The following is a 14,578-nucleotide window of genomic DNA, read 5'->3' as shown; positions in this document are numbered from 1 at the left end:
GGTGTTAACGCGTGATTTTTTATTGAATGCTGACTGTAAGACGGCATTTGGTGATATTGAAGAATCACTACTCTGGTCGGCGGAACAACGGGCAGCCTCACTGGCCGCCACGCTTGCCTGCCGTCCAGATGATGGACCGGTGTGGATCTTTGGTTATGGATCGTTGATGTGGAACCCGGCGTTAGAGTTTGAAGAGTCCTGTACCGGGACGTTAGTCGGCTGGCATCGCGCATTTTGTTTGCGCCTGACGGCAGGGCGAGGAACGGCGTGTCAGCCGGGACGGATGTTGGCCCTGAAAGAGGGGGGGCGCACTACGGGTGTGGCATACCGTTTACCGGATGCATCGCTGGAGCAAGAGCTGTCCCTGCTGTGGAAGCGTGAAATGATCACGGGTTGCTACCTGCCAACGTGGTGTCAGCTCACGCTGGATGATGGCCGAACGGTGAGTGCGCTGGTCTTTATTATGGATCCGCGACATCCATTGTTTGAGTCCGATACCCGTGCTCAGGTTATCGCGCCGCTTATTGCTTCTGCCAGTGGGCCATTGGGAACTAACGCGCAATATCTGTTCTCGCTGGAACAGGAATTGGTGAAGTTGGGGATGCAGGATGACTGTCTTAACGATCTGGTGATTACGGTCAAAAGATTGTTGGGAGAGAACCTGCCGGAAGGCGTCATGCGACCGGGATTTGCCTAGGCGTTGCCAGGTTATCTGTTGTGTGCCCGATAAGCGTAGATGCTTTCGGGCAGTACATCATCAGGCTGCAATATAACTGATTGAATGCTCCAGAGACTGGCTGTGGCTGTCGATCAGCACGTTCCAGACGCCGGTATACGGTACAGTCAGCCATGCGTTATCACGATTCTGCACGCTTAAAATGTCGGTCTGCGTGTCTTTGACGTGATTTTTCTCGCTCATCAGATGGATGTGACAACGCTCCGAACAGCGTACCACCACCGTATCTCCACCAAATAATTTCAAACTTGCCTTCACTAATGCCATTTTTCACCCCGTTCTTGAAAACAACGTACTTTCTGTCGAAAGTGCTGCGTGATGTTGTTCACATTTCACTCATTGCATAACACCAAAGGGGAGGGGGCAGGATGCTGATTTTGATCAAAAAATGGCATAACGATTAAACAAAAATGACAAAATCCCTTAAAAGGGTTGAAAGGGCGAGCTTACGTTTAACGAAACCGCGCCCATCTGAGATTAAATCGGGAAATTACCGGCACTTTCAGTACGCTTGCCTGAAAGCGTTGGCATCAGAAGGTCAAAACCTTATCTGCTGCCAGCGTCCACTGAGCCAGTTCCACCAGCGTACCGACTTCAACGCCATCAATTAACGGCAGAGCGGTGATCCCGCGGCCATCGGTACAGGTTTTGCAGAGTTTTACCGGAACGTTTTGTGCTGTCAGGATTTCCAGCATTTGCTGAATATTATAACCTTCCCCCGGTTTCTGCCCGCGCAGCCCTGCAGTGACGGCATCCGACATTAAAAACAGACGCAGGTCGAGGCTGCCCTCCTGCTCGCGCAGAGCGATGGCCAGACGCAGACTGTTGAATAACGACTCGCTTCCATAGGCTGCACCGTTCGCGATGATCACTATCTTTTGCATTTTTACTCCTGTTGCTGCATGTGAACGTTAATAACTGACACGTATGTTACACCTATTTCCCGATGCCAGGATAATGCCGAAAAAGGAAGGAAGGGCTGAAAATCAATGCTGAAGACGTTATGGTTTAAGATAAGTATGCCGCTGTGGCTAATTGATGTAAGAAACCGCTAACGATTTGAGCCGTAATATTTATTTATCTCTCGCAGTATTCTCACTCTTGCCGTTTGCAGGCGGTACTGCCAGCGCGCAATCGTCTTTTATTCACCAGGCGGAGAACCCTTTCGATAACAATAGTGATGGCTTGCCCGATCTCGGTATGGCGCCGGAGTCGCGGGCAGGCGAAAAGCACTTTGCCGAAATGGTTAAAGCGTTTGGGGAAGCCAGCATGACCGATAACGGCCTTGATACTGGCGAGCAAGCGAAGCAGTTCGCGTTTGGCCAGGTGCGTGACACAGTCAGTGAGCAGGTGAATCAGCAACTGGAATCCTGGCTTTCTCCGTGGGGGAATGCCAGCGTTGGGTTGCAGGTGGATAATGAAGGTAGCTTTGCCGGCAGTCGAGGAAGCTGGTTTATCCCGTTGCAGGACAATCAACGCTATCTCACCTGGAGCCAGCTGGGACTGACGCAGCAGGACGAAGGCCTGGTCAGTAATGCGGGGATTGGGCAGCGCTGGGTACGTGACGGTTGGTTAGTGGGTTACAACACCTTTTATGACAACCTGCTGGATGAGAATCTGCCGCGTGGCGGGTTCGGCGCCGAGGCGTGGGGAGAGTATCTGCGGCTATCCGCCAACTACTACCAGCCGTTTTCCTCGTGGCAGAATCGTTCTTCGACACAGGAGCAAAGGATGGCGCGGGGCTACGACCTTACTGCGTTGATGCGGTTACCCTTTTATGAGCATCTCAATACCAGCGTCAGCGTCGAGCAATATTTTGGCGATCGGGTAGACCTTTTCCATTCGGGAACGGGCTACCGCAATCCGGTGGCGGTAAACCTGGGACTGAGCTATACGCCAGTGCCGCTGATTACGGTGACCGCGCAGCATAAACAGGGCGAAAGCGGGGTAAGCCAAAATAATCTGGGATTGACCCTCAATTATCGTTTTGGCGTTCCGTTAAAAAAACAGTTAATGGTGAGTGAAGTCACAAACAGCCGATCGCTGCGCGGGAATCGTTATGACGATCCTCAGCGTAACAGCGTACCAACGCTGGAGTATCGCCAGCGTAAAACCTTATCTGTATTTCTGACAACACCGCCGTGGGATCTGAAACCCGGCGAGACGGTAGCGTTGAAATTACAGGTGCGTAGTCAGTATGGCATCCGTCATTTGACATGGCAGGGAGACACGAAAGCATTGAGTTTAACGGTAGGAAGCCATCCTCGTAGTGCGCAAGGCTGGACGGTTATTATGCCGAAGTGGGATAGCAGTGAAGGAGCAACCAACCGTTGGCGGCTGTCCGTCGTCGTGGAAGACGAGCAGGGCCAGCGTGTCTCTTCCAATGAGATCACGCTATCACTGCCCGAACCGTTTAATGCCGTTTCGGGAAATGATCCTCGTTAATACTCGCGTTATCAGAAGATGCGTTCCTGGTGCACCCATACCGCGGCTTCAACGCGTGATTTAAGCTTCATTTTCTTCAGCATATGCTTTACATGCACTTTTACCGTGCTTTCGGTGATATCGAGGCGGCGAGCAATCATCTTGTTAGGCAGACCCTGGGCGATGAGCTTAAGAATATCGCGTTCACGTGGCGTCAACTGAGTTACATCACGATCGGAGGTCGCACGGTTAGCGCGCAGGCTGGCGGCCAGAACCGGGGTTAAGGCTTCGCTCAGTACCATTTCACCGGCGGCAGCCTGTTGCAACGCCTTCAGTAGATCTTCTGGCTCCATGTCTTTCAACAGATAGCCGTCAGCACCGCGTTTCAGGGCAGTCACGACGTCTTCTTCATGATTGGAAACACTGAAAACGACGATGCGTCCGGACAGAGATTTCTCTCGTAGCTTATCAAGCGTTTCCAGACCGTTCATTCCCGGCATGTTGAGATCAAGAAGGATCAGATCGGGATCAAGTGATTCAGCCAGCTCGATACCCTGCTCGCCATTACTGGCTTCGCCGACCACGGTGATATCGGACGCCATGCTGACAAGCTGTTTTACACCGGTGCGCAGCATCGGATGATCGTCGATCAACAGGATGGTTGCCGGTTCCAGATTACTCATGGGTATCTCCTTGGACTTCTGTGAAGTTTGTTTCGGGAATAAAAGTGACAGCAACTTCAGTACCGCCCGTCTCGCGACGGCGTACACGGCAATCGCCGCGCAAGCTCTGCGCACGGTCGCGCATTATAATCATGCCGTAGTGGTTACTGCGTTCGGCGTTTTCTGGTACGCCGCAGCCGTTATCTTGCACTGTCAGTTTGACCTGTTTGCCATTTTGCACCACCGCCACGATGACTTCATTGGCCTGAGAGTGTTTAAGCGCATTACTCAGGGCCTCACGGGCAATCTGCAGCAGGTGGATCGCCTGATGTGAAGGGACCAGGCGCGGCGGCAACTGATAATCCAGCTTCACCGTAAAACCAAAGCGAGCGCTGTATTCCTGGCAGCTGGCTTCCAGCGCGGGCCGCAACCCAGGCTCAGTCAACTGCAAACGGAAGGTCGTCAACAATTCACGTAGCTGTGCCCAGGAGGCGTTCAGCTCGTTACGAATCTGACTTAGCAACTCACGACTGTTTTCCGGGAGCGCGTCGCCCTGCATCTGCAAACAACTGACCTGCATCTTCATACAGGAGAGCGATTGTGCAATAGAATCATGGAGTTCGCGAGCAATGGTGGCACGCTCTTCCATCACGATCAACTGCTGCTGACGTTCCTGGTGTCTGTCCAGCGCCAGTGTTGCGGTGAGTTGTTCAACCAGAGTATCGACCAGTTGCTGCTGATCGTGACTGAGATGACGCCCGTACGGCAAGGTGGCGAGCAGAATACCGTACTGGGTATGCGCATCGGTCAGCCGCCATTTCAGCGTAGTACCACCATCAATGGCGGGCAGTGTGCCTCGTGGACACAGATGACAACCTTTTTCATCGCAACTGGCACTCGACTGGCAGGTAAATTCCTGATGATTATCTTCATCTTCCAGGTCATAAACCCGCAACTCAATATCGTGCAGCAGCGTTAAATTTTGCAACCCGTTGAGTACCGGTGAAAGCCGCTCACACAACGGTATCTGTGAGTGCAGACGGCGGTTGGCTTGCCACAGGAAAGAGAGGATCTGGTTTTTATGTTCCAGACCCGCGGTTTTTTCCTGCACCCGCTGTTCCAGTACGGCATAACTTTCGGCCAGTTCTTCGGACATATTGTTCAGCGCCGAACCCAGTGCCGCCATCTCATTACGTCCGCTGATATGCGCACGTTGCGTAAAATCACGCTGGCTGACGGCGCGGGCCATCGCCAGCAGTTGTTTCCACGGCTGCAGCAGACGTACGCGCAGCCAGATAATCGTAAAGACCAGCAGCAGAGCCATAAATACTGCCATCAGGCGATGCAGCATAACAACGCGTTCAATACGCAACTCCGTGGTATGGTCAAAGGCGGTAACCAACTTATCCAGTCCGGTCACAAAGCGTGAAACATCGTCGGCGACCGCATCCCCCGTTTGTGCATGTTTAAGCCCAGGTGCCAGTTCGGTGTGCCAGTAATCCTGCAATGCCTTTAACTGGGTCTGCTGGCCGTCGCGCTGCGCGGCACGAGTCAGTTCAGGGCTAAACGCCGTTTGTTCCATTTCATCCAGCAGCGGTTGATCGCTGGCGTCCAGCGGTACGGCAGCCAGCAAACGGTAGCTCTGCATACGTAGCGAGCCGGCTTTATTGATCGCGTGAGCGCTACCCTGAATGCCTTGAACCAGCCAGCCGGAGACAGCCATACCCGCCACGCCAAGCGCGGTAGACAGCAAAACAATCAGCGCCACCTGGTTAACCAGCGTAAGCGGGGAAAGACAACGTTTAAACATGTGACTTCTTCCTTCGGGTTTTCAGTGAGCAGAAAACCTTATTGAATGACGATTCTGCTGCAGGCAGTGCCGCTATTCTCAGCGATACACTGGAGTATACCCATACCTCAAACGGGCTACCCCTTAATTGCCGGCAGGGGGAGAGATCCCGGACGTCGGGGAGTAGGGTGCGACAGAAGCGTGAAAAACCACATCTTTTTTACCGAAGTTATGTACTCATTTAGGGTAATGATAAATTTTAGGCGTTAATAATGACACCTTTTCCTTTGATTTATATCAACTTACCCCCGGCTGTAAACCCTAATGTTGCAGGCATCGAAACAAGTATCAGAGGTGTCTATGAGTCACTCATCTGCCCCGGAAAGGGCATCTGGAGCTGTAATCACGGAATGGCGGCCGGAAGATCCCGCCTTCTGGGAACAGCGTGGTCAACGAGTTGCCAGCCGTAACCTGTGGATTTCAGTCCCTTGTCTGCTGCTGGCGTTTTGCGTATGGATGTTATTTAGCGCAGTGGCGGTGAACTTACCGAAAGTGGGATTCAATTTCACCACTGAGCAGCTGTTTATGCTGACGGCATTGCCTTCAGTTTCCGGCGCGCTGCTGCGCGTACCGTACTCCTTTATGGTTCCCCTGTTTGGTGGACGACGCTGGACAGCGTTCAGCACAGGTATCCTGATAATCCCCTGCGTGTGGTTAGGCTTTGCTGTGCAGGATACCACCACGCCGTTCAGTACCTTTATTATTATCTCCCTGCTGTGCGGTTTTGCCGGTGCGAACTTTGCTTCCAGCATGGCAAATATCAGCTTCTTCTTTCCAAAACAGAAGCAGGGCGGCGCGCTGGGGTTGAACGGCGGCCTGGGCAACATGGGCGTCAGCGTGATGCAGTTGGTTGCGCCGCTGGTGGTCTCACTGTCCATCTTCGCCGCTTTTGGCAGCCACGGCGTTGAACAACCGGATGGCTCGCAGTTGTATCTGGCAAACGCCGCATGGATTTGGGTGCCGTTCCTCGCTATTTTCACGCTGGCCGCATGGTTCGGTATGAACGAACTGGCAACGTCGAAAGCGTCGTTAAAAGAGCAATTGCCGGTGCTGAAACGCGGGCATTTGTGGATTATGAGCCTGCTGTATCTGGCGACTTTCGGTTCCTTTATCGGCTTCTCCGCAGGTTTCGCGATGCTGTCAAAAACGCAGTTCCCGGAAGTGCAGATCCTGCATTACGCCTTCTTTGGTCCGTTCATTGGCGCTTTGGCGCGTTCTGCGGGCGGCGCAATCTCTGACCGTCTGGGCGGGACCCGCGTCACGCTGGTGAACTTCGTGCTGATGGCTATTTTCAGTGCCTTATTGTTCCTGACGCTGCCATCAAACGGTGTCGGCGGCAACTTCATTGCCTTCTTCGCCGTGTTCCTGGCGCTGTTCCTGACGGCCGGGCTGGGGAGTGGTTCAACCTTCCAGATGATCTCTGTCATCTTCCGTAAGCTGACGATGGACAGAGTGAAAGCTGAAGGCGGTTCAGAAGAGAAAGCGATGCGCGAGGCGGCAACCGATACGGCGGCAGCGTTGGGCTTTATCTCTGCTATTGGTGCGATCGGCGGCTTCTTTATCCCGAAAGCATTTGGTACGTCCCTGGCATTAACCGGTTCTCCGGTCGGTGCGATGAAAGTATTTCTGATCTTCTATGTCGCCTGCGTGGTCATCACCTGGGTGGTATACGGACGTCATTCTAAAAAGTAAAAAAGAGGTATACACAAAATCATTCTAACTGCATCAAGGCGGCAAGTGAGAAATCCCCAGGAGCTTACTGAAGTAAGCTCCTGGGGAGAACGAGCGCAGCCAACGCAGAAGCAGTTTGAAGGATGAAGTGTAGGTTGATTATCCATTGCGCGGTGTTAGACCGCGCTTTTTTTTGCCTGTGATTAGTTACAACATACTTTTGTATTGTGGCATGACAACAGCCTGTGAGAACGGCGTACGCAATATGCTAAGCAGGGGGGATACCCCTTAATACCCACTTATAAAGAATTTAACATTTGCATGATAAGTGAATTATTTAAAATCCTTTAAATTCAATTTATTACGTTAAATATCAATATCCCACTTTGGGGGTATGTAAAAACCAACCCTCATTTTTCATCCCTGCCTGCCTTGATCGTTATCAATTATCACGCCCTTTCAGAGCGTTACCTTCACCCCCAATCAAGCAATGTCGATTTATCAGAGAGCCGTCAGGCTCCTACAGGAGAAAACCGATGAGTAAATTCCTGGACCGGTTTCGCTACTTCAAACAGAAGGGCGAAACCTTTGCCGATGGGCACGGCCAGCTTCTCAACACCAACAGGGACTGGGAGGATGGATACCGCCAGCGTTGGCAGCATGACAAAGTCGTGCGTTCAACCCACGGCGTAAACTGTACCGGCTCATGCAGCTGGAAAATCTACGTGAAAAATGGTCTGGTAACCTGGGAAACCCAGCAAACTGACTACCCGCGTACTCGTCCTGATCTGCCAAACCACGAACCTCGCGGCTGCCCGCGTGGCGCGAGCTATTCCTGGTATCTCTACAGCGCAAATCGCCTCAAATATCCGCTGATGCGCAAACGTCTGATGAAGATGTGGCGTGAAGCGAAAAGACTGCACAGCGATCCCGTTGACGCCTGGGCCTCCATCATCGAAGACGCCGATAAAGCAAAAAGCTTCAAACAAGCGCGTGGTCGTGGCGGGTTTGTCCGTTCTTCCTGGCAGGAAGTAAACGAACTGATTGCGGCATCTAACGTCTATACCGTGAAAACCTATGGTCCTGACCGCGTTGCTGGTTTCTCACCGATCCCGGCAATGTCGATGGTTTCATATGCTTCTGGCGCGCGCTACCTGTCGCTGATCGGCGGTACTTGCCTGAGCTTCTACGACTGGTATTGCGACTTACCGCCTGCGTCTCCGCAGACCTGGGGTGAGCAGACAGACGTACCTGAATCTGCTGACTGGTACAACTCCAGTTACATCATCGCCTGGGGTTCTAACGTACCGCAGACCCGTACCCCGGATGCGCACTTCTTCACAGAAGTTCGCTACAAAGGTACCAAAACTGTCGCGATTACGCCGGACTACGCAGAAATCGCCAAGCTTTGCGACCTGTGGCTGGCACCGAAGCAGGGGACCGATGCGGCGATGGCGCTGGCGATGGGCCACGTTATGCTGCGTGAGTTCCATCTCGACAACCCAAGCCAGTACTTTACCGATTACGTGCGCCGTTACACCGACATGCCAATGTTGGTCATGCTTGAAGAGCGTGACGGCTACTATGCCGCTGGGCGTATGCTGCGTGCGGCAGATTTGGTCGATTCTCTGGGCCAGGAAAACAACCCGGAATGGAAAACTGTCGCGATTAACAGCAACGGCGAAATGGTTGCGCCAAACGGTTCAATTGGTTTCCGCTGGGGTGAAAAAGGTAAATGGAACCTTGAGCAGCGTGACGGTACGTCTGGTGCCGAAACCGAACTGCAACTGAGCCTGCTGGGTAGTCAGGATGACATCGCTGAAGTCGGTTTCCCGTACTTCGGTGGCGAAGGAACTGAACACTTCAATAAAGTCGAACTGGAAAACGTTCTGCTGCATAAACTGCCGGTGAAACGACTGCAACTGGCCGATGGCTCTACGGCTCTGGTGACCACCGTTTACGATCTGACCATGGCTAACTACGGCCTTGAGCGTGGTCTGAATGATGAAAACTGCGCGACCAGCTACGATGACGTAAAAGCGTATACCCCGGCGTGGGCAGAAAAAATCACCGGTGTTTCACGTTCTCAAATCGTGCGCATCGCCCGTGAATTTGCAGATAATGCCGATAAGACGCACGGTCGTTCGATGATTATCGTCGGTGCGGGTCTGAACCACTGGTACCACCTCGATATGAACTATCGTGGCCTTATCAACATGCTGATTTTCTGCGGCTGCGTTGGTCAGAGCGGTGGCGGCTGGGCCCACTATGTGGGCCAGGAAAAACTGCGTCCGCAGACAGGCTGGCAGCCGCTAGCGTTTGCCCTTGACTGGCAGCGTCCGGCGCGTCACATGAACAGTACGTCCTATTTCTATAACCACTCCAGCCAGTGGCGCTATGAGACGGTCACCGCGCAGGAACTGCTGTCTCCGCTGGCGGATAAATCCCGCTACAGCGGTCATTTGATTGACTTTAACGTACGCGCCGAGCGTATGGGCTGGTTGCCGTCCGCACCGCAGTTGGGTACTAACCCGCTGTACATTGCGCGTGAGGCGGAAAAAGCTGGGATGACACCCGTCGATTACACCGTTAAATCTCTGAAAGAAGGTTCTATTCGCTTTGCGGCAGAACAACCAGAAAACGGTAAAAACCATCCGCGTAACCTGTTTATCTGGCGTTCTAACCTGCTCGGTTCTTCCGGTAAAGGTCATGAATACATGCTGAAGTACCTGCTGGGTACCGAGCACGGTATTCAGGGGCTGGATTTGGGTAAACAGGGCGGCGTGAAGCCAGAAGAAGTGGAATGGCAGGACAACGGGTTGGACGGCAAACTGGATCTGGTGGTGACGCTGGACTTCCGTCTGTCGAGCACCTGTCTGTACTCCGACATCGTGCTGCCTACCGCAACCTGGTACGAGAAAGACGATATGAATACTTCGGATATGCATCCGTTTATTCATCCGCTGTCTGCCGCTGTTGATCCAGCCTGGGAGTCGAAAAGCGACTGGGAAATCTACAAAGGCATCGCGAAGAAATTCTCTGAAGTCTGCGTAGGCCACCTCGGGAAAGAAACCGACGTGGTGACGCTGCCAATCCAGCACGACTCTGCCGCCGAACTGGCGCAGCCGCTGGACGTGAAAGACTGGAAAAAAGGCGAATGCGACCTGATTCCGGGTGTTACCGCGCCGCACATCATGACCGTTGAGCGTGATTACCCGGCAACTTACGAGCGCTTCACCTCTATCGGTCCGTTGATGGAAAAAATCGGTAACGGTGGTAAAGGGATTGCCTGGAACACCCAGAGTGAAATGGACTTGCTGCGTAAGCTCAACTACACCAAGGCTGAAGGCCCGGCAAAAGGCCAGCCGATGCTGAATACGGCGATTGATGCCGCTGAGATGATCCTCACCCTGGCACCGGAAACCAACGGTCAGGTGGCGGTGAAAGCCTGGGCGGCGCTGAGTGAATTTACCGGACGTGACCATACGCATCTGGCGCTGAACAAAGAAGATGAGAAGATTCGCTTCCGTGATATTCAGGCGCAGCCGCGCAAAATTATCTCCAGCCCGACCTGGTCAGGTCTGGAAGATGAACATGTGTCTTATAACGCCGGTTATACCAACGTTCACGAGCTGATCCCTTGGCGCACGCTTTCTGGTCGCCAGCAGTTGTATCAGGATCATCAGTGGATGCGCGACTTCGGTGAAAGCCTGCTGGTTTATCGTCCGCCAATCGACACCCGTTCGGTGAAAGAGGTGATGGGCGAGAAGTCTAACGGTAATCCGGAAAAAGCACTTAACTTCCTGACGCCGCACCAGAAATGGGGTATCCACTCCACCTACAGCGACAACTTGCTGATGCTGACGCTGGGGCGCGGTGGTCCGATCGTGTGGATGAGTGAAGTTGATGCGAAAGAACTGGGTATCGAAGATAACGACTGGATCGAAGTTTTCAACAGCAACGGTGCCTTAACCGCCCGTGCCGTTGTCAGCCAGCGTGTGCCGGCCGGGATGACCATGATGTACCACGCGCAGGAACGTATTGTGAACCTGCCAGGTTCAGAAATTACCCAGCAGCGTGGCGGGATCCATAACTCGGTAACGCGTATTACGCCGAAACCGACCCACATGATCGGCGGCTATGCACATCTGGCCTACGGCTTTAACTACTACGGCACCGTAGGGTCGAACCGTGATGAGTTCGTTGTGGTACGTAAGATGAAGAACATTGACTGGTTGGATGGTGAAGGCAATGACCAGGTACAGGAGAGCGTAAAATGAAAATTCGTTCACAAGTCGGCATGGTGCTGAATCTCGATAAGTGCATCGGTTGCCACACCTGTTCAGTAACCTGCAAAAACGTCTGGACCAGCCGTGAAGGTGCCGAATATGCCTGGTTCAATAACGTTGAAACGAAGCCAGGTACGGGGTTCCCGACTGACTGGGAAAACCAGGAAAAATGGAAGGGCGGTTGGATCCGTAAAATCAACGGCAAGCTGGTGCCGCGCATGGGTAACAAAGCGCTGCTGCTGGGTAAAATCTTTGCTAACCCGCATCTGCCGGGCATTGATGATTACTACGAGCCGTTTGATTTCGACTACCAGACGCTGCACAACGCGCCTGCTGATAGCAAGGCGCAGCCGATCGCCCGTCCGCGCTCGCTGATTACCGGTCAGCGTATGGACAAAATCACCAAAGGTCCGAACTGGGAAGATGACCTGGGCGGCGAGTTCGAGAAACTGGCGAAAGACCAGAACTTCGAAAATATACAGAAGGCGATGTACGGCCAGTTCGAAAACACCTTCATGATGTATCTACCCCGTCTGTGCGAGCACTGCCTGAACCCGGCGTGCGTGGCGACCTGCCCAAGTGGCGCCATCTACAAACGTGAAGAAGATGGCATCGTGCTGATTGACCAGGACAAGTGCCGTGGCTGGCGTATGTGTATCACCGGTTGCCCGTATAAGAAGATCTACTTCAACTGGAAGAGCGGGAAATCTGAGAAGTGCATTTTCTGCTATCCGCGTATCGAAGCCGGTCAGCCGACCGTTTGCTCTGAAACCTGCGTAGGTCGTATTCGTTATCTCGGCGTGCTGCTGTATGACGCAGATGCGATTGAAAGCGCGGCAAGCACCGAGAACGAGAAAGATCTGTATCAGAGTCAGCTGGACGTATTCCTCGATCCAAACGATCCAGCGGTGATTGAACAGGCACTGAAAGATGGCATTCCGCTGAGTGTAATCGACGCGGCCCAGCAGTCTCCGGTATACAAAATGGCGATGGACTGGAAGCTTGCGCTGCCGCTGCATCCCGAATACCGCACGTTGCCGATGGTCTGGTATGTGCCACCTTTATCTCCGATTCAGTCCGCTGCTGACGCGGGTGAACTGGGTAGCAACGGTATTCTGCCAGACGTGGACAGCCTGCGTATCCCGGTTCAGTACCTGGCGAACCTGCTGACTGCGGGTGATACCCAGCCGGTACTGCGGGCGTTGAAACGTATGCTGGCGATGCGTCACTACAAACGCGCAGAAACCGTAGACGGTAAAGTTGATACCCGCGCGCTGGAAGAAGTCGGGCTGACCGAAGCTCAGGCACAAGAGATGTATCGTTACCTGGCGATTGCTAACTATGAAGATCGTTTTGTGATCCCGAGCAGCCATCGCGAACTGGCGCGTGAAGCATTCCCGGAGAAGAGCGGTTGTGGTTTCACCTTTGGTGATGGTTGCCACGGTTCTGATACTAAATTCAATCTGTTCAACAGTCGCCGCATCGATGCTGTCGATGTGACCAGCAAAACGGAGCCGCACCAATGATTGAACTCGTCATTGTTTCGCGTCTGCTCGAGTACCCGGATGCTGCCTTGTGGCAGCATCAGCAGGAACTTTTCGATGCACTCGCGTCATCTGAAAACCTGGACAAAGAGGATGCCCAGACTCTGGGCGTTTTCCTACGCGATTTAACTGCGCAGGACATGCTGGATGCACAGGCAAGCTATAGCGAACTGTTCGACCGTGGTCGTGCGACTTCGCTACTGCTGTTTGAACATGTTCACGGTGAATCCCGCGATCGTGGACAGGCGATGGTTGACCTGATGGCGCAGTATGAGCAGCACGGGCTACAACTCGATAGCCGCGAATTGCCAGATCACTTGCCACTGTATCTGGAGTACCTCGCACAGTTGCCAAAAAGCGAAGCGTTAGGTGGCTTGCAGGATATCGCCCCGATTCTGGCGCTGCTCAGTGCGCGTCTGCAACAGCGCGAAAGCCGTTACGCGGTGCTGTTCGATCTGCTGTTAAAACTGGCGAATACCGCTATCGACGGTGACAAAGTGGCCGAAAAAATTGCGGATGAAGTTCGTGACGACACGCCGCAGGCACTGGATGCTGTTTGGGAAGAAGAGCAGGTGAAATTCTTTGCCGACCAGGGATGTGGTGAGTCTGAAATTTCTGCTCACCAGCGTCGTTTTGCAGGGGCCGTTGCGCCGCAGTACCTGAACATCACCACCGGAGGACAGAACTAATGCACTTCCTGAATACGTTCTTCTTTGACATCTATCCGTATATTGCGGGTTCTGTCTTTCTGATTGGCAGCTGGTTACGTTACGACTACGGTCAGTATACCTGGCGTGCGGCTTCCAGCCAGATGCTGGATCGCAAAGGGATGAACCTTGCGTCAAACCTGTTTCACATTGGGATACTTGGCATCTTCGCGGGCCATTTCCTGGGGATGCTGACGCCACACTGGATGTACGAAGCGTGGTTACCGCTTGAAGTGAAGCAAAAGATGGCAATGTTTGCCGGTGGTGCCAGTGGTGTGATGTGCCTGGTAGGGGGCGTGCTGCTGCTGAAACGTCGTCTGTTTAGTCCACGCGTGCGTGCAACGACCACGGGAGCCGACATTCTGGTGTTGTCTGTTCTGGTTATCCAGTGTGCACTGGGCCTGCTGACCATTCCGTTCTCGGCTCAGCATATGGACGGTAGCGAAATGATGAAGCTGGTGAACTGGGCACAATCAGTGGTGACCTTCCACGGCGGGGCGTCTCAGTATCTGGATGGCGTGGCATTCATTTTCCGCATGCACCTGGTATTAGGTATGACGCTGTTCCTGTTGTTCCCGTTCTCGCGTCTGGTACATATCTGGAGCGTGCCAGTCGAGTATCTGACACGTAAATATCAGATTGTGCGCGCCCGTCATTAATTTCGCGTTGTAACGCACCAAACCCCGCTACGGCGGG

General features: G+C 53.3%; 11 protein-coding genes. 7 read left to right on the top strand and 4 right to left on the bottom strand.

Annotated elements, in window-relative coordinates; genetic code table 11:
- The first annotated feature begins 1 nt into the window (after position 1).
- Complete coding sequence (locus tag FDX24_RS04235; RefSeq protein WP_101743259.1) at positions 2–697, top strand: gamma-glutamylcyclotransferase; 696 nt, start codon at positions 2–4, stop codon at positions 695–697.
- A gap of 60 nt (positions 698–757) precedes the next feature.
- On the opposite strand, the gene FDX24_RS04230 is transcribed toward FDX24_RS04235, so the two are convergent.
- Together FDX24_RS04230 and FDX24_RS04225 are read right to left on the bottom strand one after the other, a co-directional pair.
- Positions 758–1,003, bottom strand: a complete 246-nt coding sequence (locus FDX24_RS04230) for a DUF1883 domain-containing protein (protein ID WP_042318612.1) — start codon at positions 1,001–1,003, stop codon at positions 758–760.
- Between the two features lie 263 nt (positions 1,004–1,266).
- The gene (locus FDX24_RS04225) at positions 1,267–1,620 is read right to left on the bottom strand and encodes a DsrE/DsrF/TusD sulfur relay family protein (RefSeq protein ID WP_005126372.1); all 354 of its coding nucleotides are present in this window, start codon (positions 1,618–1,620) and stop codon (positions 1,267–1,269) included.
- Between the two features lie 175 nt (positions 1,621–1,795).
- Between FDX24_RS04225 and FDX24_RS04220 the strand changes: the two genes are divergently transcribed.
- Complete coding sequence (locus tag FDX24_RS04220) at positions 1,796–3,181, top strand: YchO/YchP family invasin (protein ID WP_137363870.1); 1,386 nt, start codon at positions 1,796–1,798, stop codon at positions 3,179–3,181.
- A gap of 11 nt (positions 3,182–3,192) precedes the next feature.
- Here the strand turns inward: FDX24_RS04220 and narL are convergent, their stop codons facing one another.
- Positions 3,193–3,843, bottom strand: coding sequence for a two-component system response regulator NarL (gene narL / locus FDX24_RS04215; protein WP_061068018.1), 651 nt, complete (start codon positions 3,841–3,843; stop codon positions 3,193–3,195).
- A complete protein-coding gene (gene narX, locus FDX24_RS04210; protein WP_137363869.1) occupies positions 3,836–5,632 on the bottom strand; it encodes a nitrate/nitrite two-component system sensor histidine kinase NarX in 1,797 nt (598 codons plus the stop codon). The genes narL and narX overlap by 8 nt, the downstream gene beginning before the upstream one ends.
- Positions 5,633–5,971: 339 nt before the next feature.
- Here narX and FDX24_RS04205 point away from each other — a divergent pair, with 339 nt between their 5' ends.
- From FDX24_RS04205 to narI, 5 genes are all read left to right on the top strand, one after another.
- Positions 5,972–7,363, top strand: coding sequence for a NarK family nitrate/nitrite MFS transporter (locus FDX24_RS04205; protein WP_048211468.1), 1,392 nt, complete (start codon positions 5,972–5,974; stop codon positions 7,361–7,363).
- 515 nt (positions 7,364–7,878) lie between these two features.
- The gene (locus FDX24_RS04200) at positions 7,879–11,622 is read left to right on the top strand and encodes a nitrate reductase subunit alpha (protein WP_137363868.1); all 3,744 of its coding nucleotides are present in this window, start codon (positions 7,879–7,881) and stop codon (positions 11,620–11,622) included.
- Positions 11,619–13,157, top strand: coding sequence for a nitrate reductase subunit beta (gene narH / locus FDX24_RS04195; protein WP_101742308.1), 1,539 nt, complete (start codon positions 11,619–11,621; stop codon positions 13,155–13,157). The genes FDX24_RS04200 and narH overlap by 4 nt, the downstream gene beginning before the upstream one ends.
- Positions 13,154–13,864: a nitrate reductase molybdenum cofactor assembly chaperone gene (gene narJ, locus FDX24_RS04190; RefSeq protein WP_048211471.1), complete on the top strand. Its 711-nt coding sequence runs from the start codon at positions 13,154–13,156 to the stop codon at positions 13,862–13,864. Before narH ends, narJ begins: the two co-directional genes overlap by 4 nt.
- Entirely contained in the window at positions 13,864–14,541 is a 678-nt protein-coding gene (gene narI, locus FDX24_RS04185) for a respiratory nitrate reductase subunit gamma (RefSeq protein WP_045443634.1), read from the top strand. The genes narJ and narI overlap by 1 nt, the downstream gene beginning before the upstream one ends.
- Positions 14,542–14,578 lie beyond the last annotated feature (37 nt).

The organism is Citrobacter sp. wls716 (assembly GCF_005280975.1).
In the GTDB taxonomy this organism is placed as follows: domain Bacteria; phylum Pseudomonadota; class Gammaproteobacteria; order Enterobacterales; family Enterobacteriaceae; genus Citrobacter; species Citrobacter youngae.
The sequence above is the reverse complement of the archived record's forward strand: the minus strand, read 5'-3'. Positions and strand labels throughout refer to the sequence as shown.

Excerpts from the sequence above, each read along its gene's own strand:
- FDX24_RS04225 (WP_005126372.1), bottom strand. The coding sequence starts at position 1,620 with ATGCAAAAGATAGTGATCATCGCGAACGGTGCAGCCTATGGAAGCGAG.
- FDX24_RS04200 (WP_137363868.1), top strand. The coding sequence starts at position 7,879 with ATGAGTAAATTCCTGGACCGGTTTCGCTACTTCAAACAGAAGGGCGAA.
- narX (WP_137363869.1), bottom strand. The coding sequence starts at position 5,632 with ATGTTTAAACGTTGTCTTTCCCCGCTTACGCTGGTTAACCAGGTGGCG.
- FDX24_RS04205 (WP_048211468.1), top strand. The coding sequence starts at position 5,972 with ATGAGTCACTCATCTGCCCCGGAAAGGGCATCTGGAGCTGTAATCACG.
- FDX24_RS04230 (WP_042318612.1), bottom strand. The coding sequence starts at position 1,003 with ATGGCATTAGTGAAGGCAAGTTTGAAATTATTTGGTGGAGATACGGTG.
- narI (WP_045443634.1), top strand. The coding sequence starts at position 13,864 with ATGCACTTCCTGAATACGTTCTTCTTTGACATCTATCCGTATATTGCG.
- narH (WP_101742308.1), top strand. The coding sequence starts at position 11,619 with ATGAAAATTCGTTCACAAGTCGGCATGGTGCTGAATCTCGATAAGTGC.
- narL (WP_061068018.1), bottom strand. The coding sequence starts at position 3,843 with ATGAGTAATCTGGAACCGGCAACCATCCTGTTGATCGACGATCATCCG.
- narJ (WP_048211471.1), top strand. The coding sequence starts at position 13,154 with ATGATTGAACTCGTCATTGTTTCGCGTCTGCTCGAGTACCCGGATGCT.